The organism is Streptomyces poriticola, assembly GCF_036689765.1.
Lineage (GTDB): Bacteria > Actinomycetota > Actinomycetes > Streptomycetales > Streptomycetaceae > Streptomyces > Streptomyces poriticola.
Genome location: NZ_JBAGKH010000042.1, coordinates 1 through 18,105, shown reverse-complemented (window position 1 = coordinate 18,105; position 18,105 = coordinate 1). Strand labels below are relative to the sequence as shown.

The 18,105-nt window shown below is 71.1% G+C and carries 16 protein-coding genes; 4 read left to right on the top strand and 12 right to left on the bottom strand.

Going from position 1 to position 18,105, the window contains the following annotated elements; all coding sequences use genetic code 11:
- Window positions 1-95 precede the first annotated feature (95 nt).
- The 12 genes from V5O46_RS29445 to V5O46_RS29390 form a co-directional block, all read right to left on the bottom strand.
- Window positions 96-488, bottom strand: a complete 393-nt coding sequence (locus V5O46_RS29445) for a YccF domain-containing protein (protein ID WP_332887774.1) — start codon at window positions 486-488, stop codon at window positions 96-98.
- The gene (htpX, locus tag V5O46_RS29440) at window positions 485-1,348 is read right to left on the bottom strand and encodes a zinc metalloprotease HtpX (RefSeq protein ID WP_332887773.1); all 864 of its coding nucleotides are present in this window, start codon (window positions 1,346-1,348) and stop codon (window positions 485-487) included. Before htpX ends, V5O46_RS29445 begins: the two co-directional genes overlap by 4 nt.
- A gap of 269 nt (window positions 1,349-1,617) precedes the next feature.
- A complete protein-coding gene (locus tag V5O46_RS29435; protein WP_332887772.1) occupies window positions 1,618-3,141 on the bottom strand; it encodes an NADH-quinone oxidoreductase subunit N in 1,524 nt (507 codons plus the stop codon).
- Window positions 3,138-4,712 carry a complex I subunit 4 family protein gene (locus V5O46_RS29430; protein WP_332887771.1) on the bottom strand — a complete coding sequence of 525 codons (1,575 nt, stop codon included), beginning with the start codon at window positions 4,710-4,712 and terminating at the stop codon, window positions 3,138-3,140. Before V5O46_RS29430 ends, V5O46_RS29435 begins: the two co-directional genes overlap by 4 nt.
- Before the next feature lie 6 nt (window positions 4,713-4,718).
- A complete protein-coding gene (locus V5O46_RS29425; RefSeq protein ID WP_332887770.1) occupies window positions 4,719-6,713 on the bottom strand; it encodes an NADH-quinone oxidoreductase subunit 5 family protein in 1,995 nt (664 codons plus the stop codon).
- The gene (gene nuoK / locus V5O46_RS29420) at window positions 6,710-7,114 is read right to left on the bottom strand and encodes an NADH-quinone oxidoreductase subunit NuoK (RefSeq protein WP_332887769.1); all 405 of its coding nucleotides are present in this window, start codon (window positions 7,112-7,114) and stop codon (window positions 6,710-6,712) included. The genes V5O46_RS29425 and nuoK overlap by 4 nt, the downstream gene beginning before the upstream one ends.
- On the bottom strand, window positions 7,114-7,869 hold the full coding sequence (locus V5O46_RS29415) for an NADH-quinone oxidoreductase subunit J family protein (RefSeq protein WP_332887798.1): 756 nt from the start codon (window positions 7,867-7,869) through the stop codon (window positions 7,114-7,116). Before V5O46_RS29415 ends, nuoK begins: the two co-directional genes overlap by 1 nt.
- A 2-nt stretch (window positions 7,870-7,871) precedes the next feature.
- Window positions 7,872-8,429, bottom strand: coding sequence for a NuoI/complex I 23 kDa subunit family protein (locus tag V5O46_RS29410; protein WP_332887768.1), 558 nt, complete (start codon window positions 8,427-8,429; stop codon window positions 7,872-7,874).
- Between the two features lie 2 nt (window positions 8,430-8,431).
- Window positions 8,432-9,400 carry a complex I subunit 1/NuoH family protein gene (locus V5O46_RS29405; RefSeq protein ID WP_332887767.1) on the bottom strand — a complete coding sequence of 323 codons (969 nt, stop codon included), beginning with the start codon at window positions 9,398-9,400 and terminating at the stop codon, window positions 8,432-8,434.
- Window positions 9,397-10,977 (bottom strand): NADH-quinone oxidoreductase subunit C, encoded by a 1,581-nt coding sequence (locus V5O46_RS29400; RefSeq protein ID WP_332887766.1) that lies wholly within the window; start codon window positions 10,975-10,977, stop codon window positions 9,397-9,399. The genes V5O46_RS29405 and V5O46_RS29400 overlap by 4 nt, the downstream gene beginning before the upstream one ends.
- Window positions 10,974-11,705: an NADH-quinone oxidoreductase subunit B gene (locus V5O46_RS29395; RefSeq protein WP_332887765.1), complete on the bottom strand. Its 732-nt coding sequence runs from the start codon at window positions 11,703-11,705 to the stop codon at window positions 10,974-10,976. Before V5O46_RS29395 ends, V5O46_RS29400 begins: the two co-directional genes overlap by 4 nt.
- Window positions 11,696-12,079, bottom strand: a complete 384-nt coding sequence (locus tag V5O46_RS29390) for an NADH-quinone oxidoreductase subunit A (protein ID WP_332887764.1) — start codon at window positions 12,077-12,079, stop codon at window positions 11,696-11,698. The genes V5O46_RS29395 and V5O46_RS29390 overlap by 10 nt, the downstream gene beginning before the upstream one ends.
- Window positions 12,080-12,371: 292 nt before the next feature.
- Between V5O46_RS29390 and V5O46_RS29385 the strand changes: the two genes are divergently transcribed.
- The 4 genes from V5O46_RS29385 to V5O46_RS29370 form a co-directional block, all read left to right on the top strand.
- Window positions 12,372-13,598 (top strand): sensor histidine kinase, encoded by a 1,227-nt coding sequence (locus V5O46_RS29385; RefSeq protein WP_332887763.1) that lies wholly within the window; start codon window positions 12,372-12,374, stop codon window positions 13,596-13,598.
- Between the two features lie 291 nt (window positions 13,599-13,889).
- Window positions 13,890-15,248 (top strand): sensor histidine kinase, encoded by a 1,359-nt coding sequence (locus tag V5O46_RS29380; RefSeq protein ID WP_332887762.1) that lies wholly within the window; start codon window positions 13,890-13,892, stop codon window positions 15,246-15,248.
- Window positions 15,249-15,666: 418 nt separating this feature from the next.
- Window positions 15,667-16,326: a response regulator transcription factor gene (locus tag V5O46_RS29375; RefSeq protein ID WP_332887797.1), complete on the top strand. Its 660-nt coding sequence runs from the start codon at window positions 15,667-15,669 to the stop codon at window positions 16,324-16,326.
- 435 nt (window positions 16,327-16,761) lie between these two features.
- The coding region (locus tag V5O46_RS29370) for a 2-oxoacid:acceptor oxidoreductase family protein (RefSeq protein ID WP_332887761.1) at window positions 16,762-18,105 on the top strand (1,344 nt) is incomplete at its 3' end.

The window sequence follows — 18,105 nt, the reverse complement described above, 5'->3', positions numbered from 1 at the left end:
GCGCTCATGGGTTCATCATGCAAGGCGCCGCTGACAGCCGGGCCGGCCTGTGGATAAACCGCCGGGTGTGGACAACTCGCCCCGTCGGCCGTGTCTCAGCGGCCTGTGAACGGCTCGTCCGTGCGGACGATCTCGCGGCCCATAGGGAGCAGTGAGACCGGGATCAGCTTGAAGTTGGCGATGCCCAGCGGGATGCCGATGATCGTGACGCAGAGCGCGAGACCCGTGACGATGTGGCCGATGGTCAGCCACCATCCCGCGAGGACCAGCCACAGCACGTTGCCGATGCAGGACGGAGCACCCGCATCGCGGCGTTCGACCGTGGTGTACCCGAAGGGCCACAGGGCGTAGACACCGATACGGAAGGCGGCGATGCCGAACGGGATGCCGATGATGGTGATGCAGAGCAGCAGGCCCGCGGCCAGATAGCCGAGGAACAGCCAGAAGCCGCTGAGGACGAGCCAGATGACGTTGAGAATAGTCTTCATCGGGGTCCACCTGCCATTTTCTCGAGTCTGGCGATGCGTTCCGACATCGGCGGGTGGGTCGAGAACATCTTCGACATCCCCTGGCCGGGCCGGAAGGGGTTGGCGATCATCATGTGGCTGGCCGTCTCGATACGGGGCTCCGGAGGCAGCGGCAACTGCTTGGTGCCTGCGTCCAGCTTACGCAGGGCGCTGGCGAGTGCGAGCGGGTCGCCGGTGAGCTGGGAACCGGAGGCATCGGCCTCGTATTCTCTGGAGCGGCTGATGGCCAGCCGGATCAGGCTGGCGGCGAGCGGGCCGAGAATCATGATCAGAAGCAGGCCGAGCAGTCCGGGACCGTCGTCGTCGTTGGACCGGCCGACCGGGATCAGCCAGGCGAAGTTGACCAGGAACATGATCACGGAGGCCAGGGCTCCGGCGACCGACGAGATAAGGATGTCGCGGTTGTAGACATGGCTGAGCTCGTGGCCGATGACGCCGCGCAGCTCACGCTCGTCGAGAAGGCGGAGGATGCCCTCAGTGCAGCACACGGCGGCATTGCGCGGATTGCGGCCGGTGGCGAAGGCGTTCGGCGCGTCCGTCGGGGAGATGTACAGGCGCGGCATGGGCTGGCGGGCCTGGGTGGACAGCTCACGCACCATGCGGTAGAGCGCCGGTGCCTCGAACTCGCTCACCGGCCGGGCACGCATCGCGCGGAGCGCCAGCTTGTCGCTGTTCCAGTACGCGTATGCGTTCGTGCCCAGGGCTACCAGGACGGCGACGACGAGCCCCGTTCGGCCGAAGAAGCTGCCGATGACGATGATGAGGGCCGACAGCCCCCCGAGGAGTACTGCGGTCCTGAGCCCGTTGTGCCGGCGGTGCACGGTACGCCCTCCATGTGGTGCAGCAGGGGAACCCTTTGCTTGCTCTTGATGTTCGCTGTGGTTGCTTCCCCGGTCCGACGAGCCCACCGGTGCCGTGATGTCACGTCCAGTGGACCCTCCCGTACTGGTCAACGCCAGGCGAAGGTCCCCAGTTCCCTGGTGGACGCGGTGGCGGGGTAAGCCGTCCGGGTGACCGTGTCCGCATGCTGCACGCGCGCGTGCGGACGTGACGTCCCTCCGCGCGCGTGGGCCGCAGCAGCGGCCCGGGCTCAGAAGAGGCCGGTGTCGGTGAAACGCAGCACCAGCTGGGGCGCTCCGGAGAGGGCGACGGCGAGGACCGCGGTGACGGCGAGTGACGCCGTGAGCGGAGCGGGGGCCTGGTACCTGCGCGGGACGCCCTCGGGGGCCCGGAACAGCAGGGCCGTCCACTGGAGGTAGTAGTAGAGCGCGATCACGACGTTGGCGGCCATGACCACCGCCAGCCAGCCGAGCCCCGCGTCGACGGCTGCGGAGAAGACGGTGACCTTGGCGAACAGGCCGATGATGCCTGGCGGCAGCCCGGCGAGGCAGAGCAGGAAGAACGCAAGGAGCAGGGCGGTCAGGGGGTTGGTCGCGTACAGGCCGCGGTAGTCGGCGACCCGGTTACGGGACCTCGTACGGCCCACCAGGGCTGCCACTGCGAATGCACCGAGGTTCACAGCGCCGTACATGAGGGCGTAGGCGATGGTGGAGCCGATCGAGCGCTCCGGGTCGTCGGAGTACGCGGCGGCGGCGATCGGTACGAGGAGGTAGCCGGCCTGGCCGATGGACGACCAGGCCAGGAGGCGTACCGCGCTGTACGCGCGCGTGCCCTGCTGGCGGAGGGCTCCGACGTTGCCGACGGTCATGGTGAGAGCGGCGAGCACCGCGACGGCCGGCCCCCACACGTCGGCGTACGACGGGAGCGCGACGACGGTGACCAGGATCAGGCCGGAGAAGCCGACGGCCTTGCCGATCACGGACAGATAGGCCGCGACGGGCAGGGGCGCGCCCACGTAGGTGTCGGGCACCCAGAAGTGGAAGGGCACTGCGGCGGTCTTGAACGCGAAGCCGACCAGAGTCAGGACGACGCCAGCGTGGGCGAGGGTGGTGAGCTGGCCGTCGACGGTCTGGACACGCTCGGCGATCTGGTCGAGGAAGAGGGTGCCGGTGGAGGCGTACAGGAAGCTGACGCCCATCAGGCTGACCGCGGTCGCGGTGACCGAGGACAGGAAGAACTTCAGGGCGGCCTCGGAGGAACGCCGGTCGCCGTACCGCAGGCCGACGAGGGCGAAGGCAGGCAGGGAGGCGACCTCCAGGGCGACGATGAGCGTCGCGAGGTCGCGCGAGGCGGGCAGCAGGGCGGCGCCAGCCGCCGAGGTGAGCAGCAGGAACCAGAACTCCCCTTCGGGGAGCCTTCGGCCGGCGTCCTTGAGTGCGGTGAGCGACAGCAGCGCGGTCACGAGGGCTCCGGCCAGTACCAGGAACTGGATGACCAGGGTGAACGGGTCCGCCACATAGCTGCAGACGTCGGGGGCACGGTTGAGGCAGAAGGTACTGCCGTCACCGTCCAGCAGGGGCAGCAGCATGAGCAGCGCGGCGGCGAGTCCGGCGACCGAGATCCAGCCGAGCAGCGCCTTGCGGTGGGCTCCGACGAACAGGTCGGCGACGAGCACGACGAGTCCGACGACCGCCGCGATGGTGGGCGGCGCGATGGCGAGCCAGTCGACGGACTGGACGAGGCTCTGGGCCGTCGGCTGGGCCAGGGAGCTCATCGGGTGCCTCCTGCGAGGAGCTGCTGCACGGCAGGGTCGGTCAGGCCGAGGAGGGCCTTCGGCCACAGCCCGGCGACGACGGTGAGGACGACGAGCGGGGTCCAGGCCGCGAACTCGTAGCGGCGTACATCGGTGAGCGCGGGGGCGTCCTGTGCGCCGGCGCCCATGCACACGCGGCGCACCACGACCAGCAGGTACGCGGCGGTCAGCAGGGTCCCGAACGCGCCGACGGCCATGAAGGTGAGGAAGGCGGGCCGGCTGAGGCCTGCGGCAGGCTCGAAGGCGCCGAACAGGGCGAGCATCTCGCCCCAGAACCCGGCCAGGCCGGGCAGGCCGAGCGAGGCGACGGCGGCGAAGGCGAGCAGTCCGCCCAGCCGTGGCGCCCTGCCGTACAGGGCGGCGCCGGTCTCTTCGGCGAGTGCGTCCAGGTCGGTGCTGCCCGTGCGGTCCTTCAAAGCGCCGACCAGGAAGAACAGCAGGCCGGTGATGAGGCCGTGGGCGATGTTGGCGAACAGGGCGCCGTTGACCCCGGTGGGGGTCATCGTGGCGATGCCGAGCAGAACGAAGCCCATGTGGCCGACGGACGAATAGGCGATGAGCCGCTTCAGGTCGCCCTTCGCACCGCGCTTGGCGAGGGCCAGGCAGGCCAGGGACCCGTAGATGATGCCGACGACGGCGAATGCGGCGAGATACGGCGCGAAGGTGCGGAAGCCGTCCGGTGCGACGGGCAGGAGGATCCGGACGAACCCGTAGGTGCCCATCTTCAGCAGGACCCCGGCCAGTAGGACCGAGCCGACCGTCGGCGCAGCCGTGTGGGCGTCGGGCAGCCAGCTGTGCAGCGGCCACATCGGCGTCTTGACCGCCAGCCCGATCCCGACCGCCAGAACCCCGATGACCTGCACGGATGTGGTCAGCGACCGGCCGTTGTCAGTGGCGAGTGCCATCATGTCGAACGTGCCTGCGGTGATTCCGATCAGAAGCAGGCCGAGCAGCATGACGACGGAGCCGAGCAGCGTGTAGAGGATGAACTTCCAGGCTGCCGCCGCCCGGCCCTCGCCACCCCAGCGGGCGATGAGGAAGTACATCGGGATGAGGACCATCTCGAAGGCGAGGAAGAACAGCAGCAGGTCGAGGACGGCGAAGGTGGCGAGGGTGCCGGCCTCCAGGACGAGCAGCAGGGCCACGAAGGCCTTCGGGGCCGGGCCCGCAGGCATCTTGAAGTACGAGTAGAGCGCGCAGAGGAAGGTCAGCAGCGCGGTCAGGACCAGGAGGGGGAGGGAGATGCCGTCGATGCCGAGGTGGATCCGTACGTCGAGTGCGGGGATCCAGCTGATGTCGGTCGTGGCCTGCATCTTCGAAGGCTGGTCGTGGTCGAAGCCGAGCGCGAGGACGATCGCGGCGATGAGGACGGCGCCGGTGACGGTGACCCCGTGCCGCAGCACGGCCTGCTCGGGTGACTTCCCCTTCAGCCCGGGCGGGGCGGGCAGCAGGGCGGCGGCGGCCCCGAGGAGCGGACCGACCACGACGAACGCCAGAAGGAACTGCATCACGGACTCGCTGATATCGATCACGCCTGCTCACGCTCCCGTGGCGAAGAGGACGGCGGCGACCGCGAGGACGACGGTGCCGGCGAGCAGCGCGCTCACATAGGTCTGGACGTTGCCGGTCTGGGCGCGGCGGACGGCCGCGCCCAGCCAGCGGGGCAGGGTTCCCGCGCCGCGTACGTAGGTGTCGACGACCTCTCGGTCCAGGAAGGCCACGAGGCTCGCCCCGGACCGGACCGGGCGGACGAAGAGGATCGTGTACACGGCGTCCAGGTGGAAGCCGACGGCCGCGTGCCGGTGGAGCGGCCCGAGCAGGAGCCGACCGGGGTCGGCCGGGTCGGGGGCGTAGGCCAGGTCTCCGTAGGCGGGCTCGTGGGTGGCGACGGCCTCGGCCTCGACCCGCCCGGCGTCACCCTCCGGGTGGGCGGCGACGGCGCCCAGGGGGACACCGGCGGCGATCGCGGTCGTGTGCCGCCAGGCGCCGTAGGTGACGAGGCCGCCGACCAGGGCCATGCCGGTGCCCAGCACGGAAGTGGTGAGGGTCGGGGTCAGGTCGTGACCGTCGAACCAGTCGGGGAGCAGCCGGAAGGCGAGCCCGCCGACGGCCAGGGACGGGACGGCGAGCACCCACAGCACGGCGTTCATGACCAGCGGCTGCCGGCCGTGGTCGGGAGCCTCGGCACCCCGGCCGCGGAAGGTGAGCAGCCACAGGCGCATCGCGTACGCAGCGGTGAGCAGGGCGGTCAGCAGGCCGGCGACGAGGACGGTCCAGCCCGCGGCGCCGGGGCTGTGGCCGGTGTGGCCGGTGACGACGTGCTCGGCGGCGCCGAGGACGGACTCCTTGGAGAAGAAGCCGCTGAACGGCGGGATCGCGGCGAGCGCCAGCAGTGCCACGGTCATGGTCCAGAAGGCGTCGGGGACCCGGTCGCGCAGGTTCCGCATCCGGGACATCGCGGCCAGCGAGTTGGTGCCGGCGGCGTGGATGATCACGCCGGCGGCGAGGAACAGCAGCGCCTTGAAGGCGCCGTGGGACAGGAGGTGGAAGACGGCGGCACCGCGGTCGGCGACGGCCAGGGCACCGGTCATATAGCCGAGCTGGCCGATGGTCGAGTAGGCGAGGACGCGCTTGATGTCGTCCTGGGCGAGCGCGGCCAGCGCAGAGCCGACCATCGTGATCGCAGACATGACGGCCAGGACGACCATCGCGGCCTGGGAGGCCTCGAAGACCGGAAGGAGCCGGGCGATGAAGTAGACACCGGCGGCGACCATCGTCGCGGCGTGGATCAGCGCGGAGACGGGTGTCGGGCCCGCCATGGCGTCGGGGAGCCAGGTGTGCAGCGGGAACTGCGCCGACTTGCCCGCCACACCGGCCAGGAGCAGCACCGCGATCAGTGTCGGATGGTCGAGCCCGCCCCTCGCGACCACACCGAGGATCTGGGTGATGCGGAAGGAGCCGGCGTCGGTGGCGAGAGCGAACAGGCCGATCAGGAAGGGGACGTCACCGAGCTTGGTCACCAGGAAGGCCTTGAGCGAGGCGGCGCGCGCCTCGGGGGTCTCCCAGTAGTGGCCGACCAGGAAGTAGGAGCAGATGCCCATGATCTCCCAGCCGACCAGCAGCACCATCAGGTCGCCGGAGTAGACGACGAGGAGCATGGCGGAGGTGAACAGGGAGACGAGGGCGGCGTAGGAGGAGTAGCGCGGGTCGTCGCGCAGATAGCCCGTGGAGTACGCCTGCACACAGGTGGCGACGACCCCGACCAGGACGGCGACGAGGGCGGCGAAGCCGTCGATGTGCAGGGCGAGCTCGATCGGGACCGATCCGGTAGGGGTCAGTTCCGAGGCGGCATCGATCGCCCGGCCGCCGCCCTGGCGTGCGGCGACCACCGCGGCGAGCGCGAGCGAGGCGAGCGTCGGCAGGACGGCGAGCGGACGGACGAAGCCGGGTGCGCGGCGGCCCAGGAGGAGACCGGTCACTGCGCCGAGGAACGGAAGGAGGGGGACGAGGACGGCGAGAGTGGTTGTGGTCACGCGCTGGCCTCAGCCTTCTCGGTCGTCCCGGCCGCGGGGGTGCTGCCGTCGGGGCCGTCGGCTTCCGGGTCCTCGGGGCCGGGGCCCTCGGCGGTGTCGCGGAGCTTGTCGATGTCCGAGGTGCCGCGGTTGCGGTAGACGGCGAGGACGATCGCCAAGCCGATACCGATCTCGGCGGCGGCGATGGCGATGGTGAAGAGGGTCAGGGCCTGGCCGGAGTGGAGCGTCTCCCGGGCGGTTCTGCTCAGCCAGACGTCGAAGGCGACCAGGTTGAGGTTGACGGCGTTGAGCATCAGCTCGACCGACATCAGCACGAGGATCGCGTTGCGACGGGCGAGGACGCCGTAGAGGCCGGTGCAGAACAGGAGGGCGGAGAGGACGGCGGGATAGGCGAGGTGCATCAGCGGTCACCGTCCGTGCCGGTGCCCGTGCCCGTACCGGTGCCGGTGCCAGTGCCGTCGGCGGAGGTCGACCGGTCCGCGTCGGCTCCACGGCCGGACCCGGCATCGGACTTGGCCGGGGTGTCCGGGTCGGTGCCGGCTGGGAGGTCCGCCCTCGCGGCTTTGCGGGACAGGACGATCGCGCCGACGAGGGCGGCGAGGAGGAGGACGGAGAGGGCTTCGAACGGAAGGACCCAGTTCTGGAAGAGGCTCGCCCCGGTCACGGCGGTGGAGCCGGCGGCCGGGCCGTCCAGGTCGATCCAGGTGGTCCGGAAGGCGTCCACGACCACCCACACCAGCGCACCGGCGGAGGCGACGGCGACGGTGAGCGCGGCCCACCGGTTGCCGGAGTCCGCGTCCGGGGAGCGGCCGATGGGGGCCCGCGTGAGCATCAGACCGAACAGGAGGAGGACCACGACGGAGCCGACGTAGATAAGGACCTGCACCCAGGCGATGAACTCGGCGGTGAGCAGGAGGTACTCGACGGCGAGCCCGCCGAGGGTCACCACCAGCCACAGCGCGGCGTGCACCAGTTGCCGTGTGGTGACGGTGACGACGGCGGCGCCGAAGGTGACCAGGCCGACGAGAAGGAAGGCGATCTCGACGCCGGTCGGGGAGAGGAAGCCGGGGGACTCGGCGGCGAGCTCGGAGGCGGCCGGGAAGCCGGCCGAGGCGGTTTCCGCCGTGAGGAGACCAGCGGTTGCGGCGAGGGACAGCGTCATTCCCGGCCCTCCTGCCCCGGCCGGTCCGTCTGCTGGGCTGCCAGCTTCTCGGCGTTCTTGCGGGCGGCGGCGAGCTCCTTCGGCTCCTCCGCCGCAGGGTCGAGCGCGGGCGGGGCGGGGACCGTCCACATCCACTCGCGGAGCTTGTCGCGCTCATGGGTGAGGTCGCGGATGTCGGTCTCGGAGTACTCGAACTCCGGGGACCAGAACAGGGCGTCGAAAGGACACACCTCGATGCAGATACCGCAGTACATGCACAGGGAGAAGTCGATGGCGAAGCGGTCCAGGACGTTGCGGCTGCGTTCACGGCCGCCCGGGGTCGCCGCGGGGACCGTCTCCTTGTGGGAGTCGATGTAGATGCACCAGTCCGGGCACTCGCGGGCGCACAGCATGCAGACCGTGCAGTTCTCCTCGAACAGACCGATCACGCCCCGGGTGCGGGGCGGGAGCTCGGGCTGCGTGTCCGGATAGTGCTCGGTGACCGATTTCCTCGTCATCGTGCGGAGGGTGACGGCCAGGCCCTTGGCCAGGCCCGAGCCGGGGATGGGGGCCATGGTTACTGGATCACCACCTTGACGATGCCGGTGAGGGCGATCTGGGCGAGGGAGAGGGGGACGAGCGCGGTCCAGGAGAGCTTCTGGAGCTGGTCCTCGCGAAGCCGGGGGTAGGTCACGCGAAGCCAGATCACGATGAAGGCGAGGACTGCCGTCTTGAGCAGGGTCCACACCCAGCCGAGCCCGTCAGCGCCCCAGGGGCCGTGCCAGCCGCCCAGGAACAGGACGGTGGTCAGGCCGCACAGGATGACGATTCCGGCGTACTCCGCGAGGAGGAAGAGAGCAAATCGCAGACCGGTGTACTCGGTGTACGCACCGAAGATGATCTCCGAGTCGGCGACGGGCATGTCGAACGGCGGGCGCTGCAGTTCGGCGAGACCGGCGACGAAGAAGACGATCGCTCCCACGATCTGCCAGGGCAGCCACCACCACTCGAAGGCCTCGAGGATGCCGACGAGCGAAACCGTGCCGGCCGCCATGGCGACCGAGGCGGCGGCGAGCAGCATCGGCAGTTCGTAGGCGAGCAGCTGGGCGGCGGTACGCAGACCGCCGAGGAGGGAGAACTTGTTGGCAGAGGCCCAGCCGGCCATGAGCGAGCCGAGGACGCCGACGCCCATGACGGCGAGGACGAAGAAGATGCCGGCGTCGATGACCTGCCCCACGGCGCCCTCGCCGGGGCCGACGGGGATGGCCAGGAGCACCAGGAGATACGGCAGGAGGGCGACCGCCGGCGCCAGCTGGAAGATGCGGCGGTCCGCGCCGGCGGGGACCACGTCTTCCTTCTGCGCGAACTTCACACCGTCCGCGACGAGCTGGGCCCAGCCGTGGAAGCCGCCGGCGTACATGGGGCCGACTCGGCCTTGCATATGGGCCATCACCTTGTGCTCGGTCTGGCCGATGAGCAGCGGGAAGGTGAGGAAGACGCCGAAGACGATCAGGAGTCGCAGGGCGACGTCGACCGCGTCGTTCACTGCGAGCCTCCTGCGGAGTTCTGGGGGTTCTGAGGGTTCTGAGGGTTCTGGGGGTTCTGAGGGTTCTGGAGGTCCTGGAGGTTCTGGGAGTTCTGGGGATCCTCGGCGGCCTGGGGGTCTTGTGGATCCTCAGGGGGGTCCGAGTGCTGGGGGTGTTCCGAGTCCTCGGAGTTGTCCGGTGGCTGCTCGCCGTGGGGCTCGCCCTCCCCTCGTGGCTCGGCCTCGTCCTGCGGCCCCGCCTCGTCACGCGACTCCGTGCCGGACTCCTCGAAGGCCGGGCGCGCGTGGTGCCAGGGCGCGTCCGGGCTGCGCGGGGTGGCTGGTGCGGGCTTCGGCGCCAGGGAGGTCGACTGCGGGGGCGGCTGCTCCCCGCCACCCTGTGGTGAACGGCCCGCTCCGGTGCCGCCAGGCCGTCCGGTGCCTTCCCCACCGCTGCCGGGCCGTCCGGTGCCTTCCCCAGTTCCGCTCGGCTGCCCGGTGCCCACTCCGGCGCTGCTCGGCGGAGTGGCGTCCTCTCCCGTGCTGCTGTGGCGCCCGGCGTCTTCTTCCGTGCCGCTCGTGCCCTCGGCGTCTTCTCTCATGCCGTCGGGTGTCGCGTCGGTCGACGGGGTGCGCTGGCTCGCCGAGCCTTCCGAGGCGCTGCGCGCGCGCCGCGGGCCGGCGGAGCGGCCGCCGGCCGCCGGCCGCTGCGATGCCGAGCCCTCGGTCGCGCTCCGCGTACGCCGCGCGACCGGGGCCGGGGACTCCGGAGCGGCCGGGGACTCCGGAGCGGCCGGGGACTCCGGAGCGGCCGGTGGCTCCGGAGCGGCCGGTGGCTCCGGTGCCTCGGGGGCGGCAGCGGAATCCGGGGCCGTCTGGCTGGCGGAGCCTTGGGCGGCCGTGCGGGCCCGGCGAACCGGCCGGTCCCCCGCGGCACGGGCACCCGCCGCTCGGGCCGGCCGGTCGGCACCCGCCGCACGGCCGGCGCCACGCGCGGGCCGGGCCGGGGCAGGAGGGAGCTGCCCCTTCAGCGGGCCCCACTCGTTGGGGTCGGGGACGCCGGGCGGCAGCATCTGCCGGCGCCGGGCGCCACCGTGACCGGCGCCTGCGGCGGGCTCGCCCGGTTCCTTCGCCCCCGGCCAGGCCTTGGCCACCCGGGCCGCGAGGACGAAGTCCTTCCGCAGCGGGTGTCCCTCAAAGCTCTCCGGCAGCAGCAGATGGTCCAGTGCCGGGTGGCCCTCGAAAACGACGCCGAACATTTCATGGGTCTCGCGCTCGTGCCAGGCCGCACCCGCGTAGACGTCGACCGCCGAGGGCAGTACCGGGGACTCGTGCGGGATCGTGGTCCGCAGCAGCAGGCGCCGTACCGGTGACAGAGCCACGACATGCGCAGTGACGCGGAAGCCGGTGCCCGGCTCGTCGACCGCGCTCAGCCAGTCGAAATAGGTACAGCCCAGCCGGTCACGCGCGGTCTCCAGCGCGGGGATCCAGGCCGTGGGCGGAACGTCGACGGTGAGGACGTCGTACGCCTCCTCGGCCGTGGCCCCCGTACCGAAGACTTCCTCGGCGTCGCCGGGCAGCCAGCCGACCGCGGTCATCGGCCCTCCCCGGTGTCGGTGCCGGTGATGCCGGTGATGCCGGTGCCAGTGCCGGTGCCGGACGACGGGCCCGGCGGCTGCTCCCGTCCTCTGCCGGGCGGTTGCACCAGGCCGCTCTGCAGCGCCGCCGGCGACGGTCGCGACGACGTACCCGTGCCGTAGCGCTCCCCCAGCGACTCCCTGGCGATCTTCTCCTGGAGCTTGAGGACCCCCTGGAGCAGCGCCTCCGGACGCGGCGGGCAGCCGGGGACGTAGACGTCGACCGGGATGATCTGGTCGACACCCTTGGTCACGGAGTACGAGTCCCAGTACGGGCCGCCGCAGTTGGAGCAGGCGCCGAAGGAGATGACGTACTTCGGTTCGGGCATCTGCTCGTACAGGCGCTTCACTGCGGGCGCCATCTTGTCCGTCACCGTGCCCGACACGACCATCAGATCGGCCTGGCGGGGGCCCGGCGCGAACGGGATGACGCCGAGGCGGATGAAGTCGTGGCGTGCCATGGACGCTGCGATGAACTCGATGGCGCAGCAGGCGAGGCCGAAGTTGAAGACCCAGAGCGAGTAGCGGCGGCCCCAGTTCAGGACGACCTTCATCGGCTCGGGGGCGAGGCGGGCGAGCCCACCGAGTCGTTTGGGCTCGGGCAGCGGCACCGGCTGCGGGTCCCGGCCCGGCGTCGGATCCGGTGCCTGCTCCGGCCCTTCGGATACGGGGGTGGGGTTCACGTCCATGCCAGGACGCCCTTCTTGTACGCGTACAGCAGGCCCACGGCCAGGAATCCCAGGAAGACGAACATCTCCACGAGGGTCGTCGCACCGTATGCGGGGTCGGCGAAGACCGTTGCCCACGGGAACAGGAAGATCGAGTCGATCGCGAAAATCACGTACAGAAAAGCGTAGACGTAATAGCGGACCTGAGTGTGGGCCCAGCCCTCGCCGACGGGGTCGACCCCGCATTCGTAGGTCAGGAGCTTTTCGGGCGTGGGGACCACGGGCCGCAGCAGACGCCCGGCGCCGAAGGCCACGGCAACGAAGAGCACGCCGACGACGGCGAGCAGCCCGACGACCGAGTAGGACTCGAAGTAGTCGGCCGCGACAACGGTCATGTCCGCGACGGTCGTGTCCACGGCAGCCGTGTGCACGACGGTCGTGTCCACGACAGTCGTGTGTGCGACGGTCGGTTCCCGCACGTCCGTCCCTCGCTCCCTGTTCTGCCCGTGTTGTGCTCGTGGCCCGTGTGTCTGCGTTCGACGATCTGTACGCACGGGAGTCTAGGCCCTGATAAAGAGACGGTAAGCAGCCCGTCACACCTTGAGACAAAGGGTGGGGTTTTCCCCAGGGGATCCCGGCAGCCCACCGCATGGCGCGGGGCCCCCGTCGGACGGCACGCTGACTTGTATGACCGAACACCTCTCGTCACCGACGCCCACCGGAAGCGGCGCCGCAGCGGACAACGACCGCCTGCCGCCGGTCCGTTTCGCCTACAGCGGGCACACCTGGAAGGAGATCGCCCACCTGCTGGCGAATCTGCCGCTGGCGCTTCTGGGATTCGTCTACGTCGTGACGGTGCTGTTCACCGGCTTGGGGCTGGCCGTCACCGTGATCGGCCTCCCGCTGCTCGCGGCCGGGCTGATGGGTGCGCGGTGGCTGGGGAAGCTGGAGCGGGCGCGAGCCCGGGCGCTGCTCGGGGTGCGGGTCGACGAGCCGAGTCCGCTGCCGCTGCGGGGCCGGGGAGGCCTCGTCCAGCGGCTTTGGATGGCGTTGAAGGACCCGGTGAGCTGGCGCACGGTGCTGTACGACTTCATCCGGATGCCGTGGGGCATCCTCACCTTCACCGTGACGCTGATCTCGCTGTTCGTGCTGTGGCCGGTGCTGCCGTTCGTCGCGCGGGCGCTGACCAACGTGGACCGGGTGCTGGTGCGCGGCCTGCTGTCGCCCTCCGACGAGCTGGAGCGGCGCATCGCCGAGCTGGAGTCGGACCGAGGGGTGGTGGTCGACACGGCCGCGGCAGATCTGCGGCGCATCGAGCGCGATCTGCACGACGGCGCCCAGGCCCGCCTGGTCAACCTGGCCATGGGGCTGGGGCTGGCCAAGGAGAAGCTCCTGGAGGACCCCGATTCGGCGGCGGAGATGGTCGAGGAGGCGCACGGCGAGGTGAAGCTGGCTCTGCAGGAGCTGCGTGATCTGGCCCGCGGCATCCACCCGGCCGTGCTGACCGACCGCGGTCTGGACGCCGCGCTGTCCTCGGTCGCCTCGCGCTGCACCGTCCCGGTCAAGGTGACGGTCGATCTGCCGGCCAGGCCGGCGGAAGCCATCGAGGGCATCGCCTATTTCACCGTCTCCGAGCTGCTGCAGAACGTCAGCAAGCACAGCGGGGCCGGGGCCGCCTCGGTGGAGGTGTGGCGCACTCGGGAGCGGCTGCTCATCCAGGTGCGGGACGACGGACGCGGGGGTGCGCATCTGGACGGCGGTACGGGGATGAGAGGGCTCGCCGACCGGTTGGGCGCGGTCGACGGGCTGTTCGTCGTCGATTCGCCGGAGGGAGGTCCGACGACGGTGACGGCCGAGCTGCCCTGGCGCGACCGGGAGGACGGCGACCGCGACGCCCAGCGGGCGGGGCGCTGAGCTCCGGACCGGCCCACCCTGGGGCGCCCATGTCGTGCCCATGTCGGTGCCGAACGTGGTGCCCATGCTGGGTGCCCATGCCCGGCGCCAGCGCTCGGCGCCATAGCGGTGTCAACGCTCAGTGCCCAAGGCGGTGCCCATGGTGGTTTCCCCACCATGGCGGTGCCCATGGTGGGGAAAACCCCCCGTCCAGGACGCCGACGGGCTCCATGGTGGACGGCCTCGTCGGCGAGGAGGGTGGCGGTAGGACGGCAGACCCGGCCGCAGGGACGAGGGAGAGGGAAGACGCCGATGGCCACGGAGTACGGACAGGACTACGGACTGCCCAGCGAGCCCGGCTTCGGCCGCCCCGCCCGCGCTCGGCGGAGCCGGCTGCCGGCGGGGCTGGGTGCGCCGTTCGAGGGACGCAGCTGGCGGGAGTTCGGCTATGTGCTGCTGAGCCTGCCGATCAGCATCCTGGTCTTCACGTACGCCGTCACGATGGTGTCGCTGGGGGCGGGCCTGCTGGTGACGTTCCTGGGGATTCCGGTGCTGGCGGCGGCGCTCGCGGGCTGCCGGGGGTTCGGGGTGCTGGAGCGGATGCGGGCGCGTTCGCTGCTGGGGCTCCAGGTGGCAGAGCCGGAGCCGCTACGGGCTCCGCGGCGGGGCGCGTCGGCCTGGATGGGGGCCGTGTTCAAGAGCGGCACCTCATGGCGGGCGCTGCTGTACGCCGTGCTGCACCTGCCCTGGGCCGTGTTCTCGTTCACCGTCGCCGTGACGGTCTGGGCGTGGGGCTGGTCCATGCTGACGTATCCGCTGTGGTTCTGGGTCTTCCCGGCCTACGTCGGGCAGGACGGGCTCCAGCTCTACGGCGACGAGACCCACCAGGTCTATCTGGACAACCCCTTCGAGATCACGGTGACCGCACTGGTGGGACTGCTGTTCGTCCTGGCTGCGCCGTGGATCGTTCGGGGGCTGACGACGGTGGACCGGGTGCTGGTGCACGGCCTGCTCGGGCCGTCGCGGCTGGCGACGCGGGTAGTGGAGCTGGAGTCGGACCGGGGGGTCGTGGTCGACACGGCCGCGGCAGATCTGCGGCGCATCGAGCGCGATCTGCACGACGGCGCCCAGGCCCGCCTGGTCAACCTCGCCATGGATCTCGGGCTGGCCAAGGAGAAGCTGCAGGAGGACCCGCAGGCCGCAGCCCGGATGGTGGGCGAGGCGCACGGCGAGGTGAAGACGGCTCTGCAGGAGCTGCGTGATCTGGCCCGCGGCATCCACCCGGCCGTGCTGACCGACCGCGGTCTGGACGCCGCGCTGTCCTCGGTCGCCTCGCGCTGCACCGTCCCGGTGCGGGTCGAGGTGGACCTCGTGGAGCGGCCGGCTCCGGCGATCGAGGGCATCGCATACTTCACGGTGTCGGAGCTGCTGCAGAACGTCAGCAAGCATGCGCGGGCGACCTGGGCGGCAGCGGAGGTCTGGCGGGTGGAGAACCGGCTGCTGCTCCAGGTCGTGGACGACGGGGTGGGCGGGGCCGAGGCATCAGCCGGGTCGGGGCTGGCCGGCCTGGCGGAGCGGCTCGACGCGGTGGACGGGATCCTGGTGGTGGACTCTCCGGCCGGGGGCCCGACCCGGGTGACGGCGGAGCTGCCGTGGCGGGGACGGCGCTAGCCGAACCGACCAGCGGAGCTGCCATGGCGAGGGACGGCACCAGCCGAACCGACCAGCGGGACCGCTCCGGCGTGACCGGCCGGTCGACGGGGGCCGGGCCCGCAAGACCGGGGCCGGGCCCGCAAGACCGGGGCCCGAGCCCGCATGACCGGGGGCCCGCATGACCGGGCCACCCCTGTAACGGCGGGCGCCGCAACCGGGCGGGCCCCGTAACCGGGCGGCCCCTGGCCTGCAGGCCCCAGCATGACCTGCAGGACCGCCCTGCATCGCTCTCGCGGCGCACGTCTTCCACAGCTCAGCGGCCCACGTTTTCCACAGCCCAGGCACGCGGCGGTCATTGCTGGAATGCTGGACTTGTCGCAAGAGCGGGCATGGTGCCGGCGTGGGCTGTGGGGGGCCGAAGATCGTGGAGGACAGAGTGCGGGTGGTCATCGCCGAGGACTCGGTGCTGCTCAGGGAGGGGCTGACCCGGCTGCTGACCGACCGTGGGCACGCGGTCGTGGCCGGGGTCGGTGACGGCGAGGCGTTGATCAAGACCATTGCCGAGCTGGCGGCGCAGGGCGAGTTGCCGGACGTCGTCGTGGCGGATGTGCGGATGCCGCCCACCCACACCGACGAGGGGGTGCGGGCGGCGGTGCAGCTGCGCAAGGCACACCCGGGTGTCGGCGTGCTCGTGCTGTCGCAGTACGTGGAGGAGCGCTATGCCACGGAGCTGCTGGCCGGTTCCAGCCGCGGGGTGGGCTATCTGCTCAAGGACCGGGTGGCCGAGGTCCGCGAGTTTGTGGACGCGGTGGTGCGGGTCGCGGAGGGCGGTACGGCTCTCGACCCGGAGGTGGTCGCGCAGTTGCTGGGGCGCAGCCGGAAGCAGGACGTGCTCGCCGGGCTCACCCCGCGGGAGCGTGAGGTGCTGGGGCTGATGGCGGAGGGCCGGACCAACTCGGCGATCGCCCGTCAGCTCGTCGTGAGCGACGGAGCCGTGGAGAAGCACGTCAGCAACATCTTCCTCAAGCTCGGTCTGTCCCCGAGCGACGGCGACCATCGCCGGGTGCTCGCGGTCCTGACGTACCTGAACTCGTGAGCGCGGGGTGAGCAGGCCGGTGAGTGGTCCCGGGACCTCCGCCGCGGTCGGGCGGCGCACGGCCGTCGCCACGCCCGCTGCTGCCGTCGGCTCGGTCGGGCCCGGGGCCGCCGCCGCTGGTGGGTCCCCGTGCGCGGCCGGGCCCCGTCGTCCGGGCGGCCCGATGTCCCGGCCGCACCCTCCGCGACCGGGGGCCGGCCTGCGCAGCCACGCCCCCGTCCCCCGAACGGACGAGAAACCGAAAGCCGAGTGGCGGGCGTCCTCTCCGTTGCCGGGCCGGAGAAGCCGCGGCGCGGCAGGGTCGGGGGGCGGTCCCGAAGAGGTCCATCATGCAAATGTCCAGCAGACGTCAACCCCTGCAGACGTAGGGTTGAGCCTGGGATGGTCTGCGGGAGACCACGCCCCGGACAGCCGCCTCGAGGGAGGTCCAGTTCAGTGACCAGCCAGGTCAGCAGCCCAGCGGAGCAGGCCGACGGAGCCGTCGTAGGAGAGCAGCGCAAACCGGCGGGAGCCAAGGACGTCCGCCGGCTGGATCGGGTGATCATCCGGTTCGCGGGGGACTCGGGCGACGGGATGCAGCTCACCGGCGACCGCTTCACCTCCGAGACCGCGTCGTTCGGCAACGATCTGTCCACCCTGCCGAACTTCCCTGCCGAGATCCGCGCCCCCGCCGGCACCCTGCCCGGCGTCTCCTCCTTCCAGCTGCACTTCGCCGACCACGACATCCTCACCCCCGGCGACCAGCCCACTGTCCTGGTCGCCATGAACCCCGCCGCGCTGAAGGCCAACATCACCGACATGCCCCGCGGCGCGGAGATCATCGTCAACACCGACGAGTTCACCAAGCGGGCCCTGCAGAAGGTCGGTTACACCGCCTCCCCCCTGGAGGACGGCTCGCTGGACGGCTACCACCTGCACCCGGTACCGCTGACCACGCTGACCGTCGAGGCACTGGCGGACTTCGGCCTGACCCGCAAGGAAGCCGAGCGCAGCAAGAACATGTTCGCGCTCGGTCTGCTCAGCTGGATGTACCACCGGCCCACCGAGGGCACCGAGGCCTTCCTGAAGACCAAGTTCGCGAAGAAGCCGGACATCGCCGCAGCGAACATCGCCGCATTCCGGGCCGGCTGGAACTTCGGGGAGACCACGGAGGACTTCGCCGTCTCCTACGAGGTCGCGCCCGCCGCCACCGCTTTCCCACCCGGCACGTACCGCAACATCTCCGGCAACCTCGCCCTCGCCTACGGCCTGATCGCCGCGAGCCGCCAGGCGGACCTGCCGCTGTTCCTGGGTTCCTACCCGATCACACCGGCCTCGGACGTGCTGCACGAGCTGAGCCGGCACAAGAACTTCGGCGTGCGCACCTTCCAGGCCGAGGACGAGATCGCCGGGATCGGCGCGGCGCTGGGCGCCGCCTTCGGCGGCTCGCTCGCCGTCACCACCACCTCCGGCCCCGGTGTCGCCCTGAAGGCCGAGACCGTCGGTCTGGCGGTCTCCCTTGAGCTGCCGCTGCTGATCGTCGACATCCAGCGCGGCGGCCCCTCCACCGGTCTGCCCACCAAGACCGAGCAGGCGGACCTGCTGCAGGCGATGTACGGACGCAACGGCGAGGCACCGGTCCCGATCGTCGCGCCGCGCACACCCGCCGACTGCTTCGACGCGGCTCTGGAGGCGGCCCGTATCGCGCTCACCTACCGCACCCCGGTGATGCTGCTCTCCGACGGCTACCTGGCCAACGGCAGCGAGCCCTGGCGCATCCCCGATCTGGACGAGCTGCCG

Bases quoted from the DNA above. Each gene is read 5' to 3' on its own strand.
- V5O46_RS29445 (WP_332887774.1), bottom strand. From the start codon at position 488: ATGAAGACTATTCTCAACGTCATCTGGCTCGTCCTCAGCGGCTTCTGG.
- V5O46_RS29435 (WP_332887772.1), bottom strand. From the start codon at position 3,141: ATGAGCTCCCTGGCCCAGCCGACGGCCCAGAGCCTCGTCCAGTCCGTC.
- nuoK (WP_332887769.1), bottom strand. From the start codon at position 7,114: ATGCACCTCGCCTATCCCGCCGTCCTCTCCGCCCTCCTGTTCTGCACC.
- V5O46_RS29410 (WP_332887768.1), bottom strand. From the start codon at position 8,429: ATGGCCCCCATCCCCGGCTCGGGCCTGGCCAAGGGCCTGGCCGTCACC.
- V5O46_RS29400 (WP_332887766.1), bottom strand. From the start codon at position 10,977: ATGACCGCGGTCGGCTGGCTGCCCGGCGACGCCGAGGAAGTCTTCGGT.
- V5O46_RS29395 (WP_332887765.1), bottom strand. From the start codon at position 11,705: ATGGACGTGAACCCCACCCCCGTATCCGAAGGGCCGGAGCAGGCACCG.
- V5O46_RS29390 (WP_332887764.1), bottom strand. From the start codon at position 12,079: ATGACCGTTGTCGCGGCCGACTACTTCGAGTCCTACTCGGTCGTCGGG.
- V5O46_RS29385 (WP_332887763.1), top strand. From the start codon at position 12,372: ATGACCGAACACCTCTCGTCACCGACGCCCACCGGAAGCGGCGCCGCA.
- V5O46_RS29380 (WP_332887762.1), top strand. From the start codon at position 13,890: ATGGCCACGGAGTACGGACAGGACTACGGACTGCCCAGCGAGCCCGGC.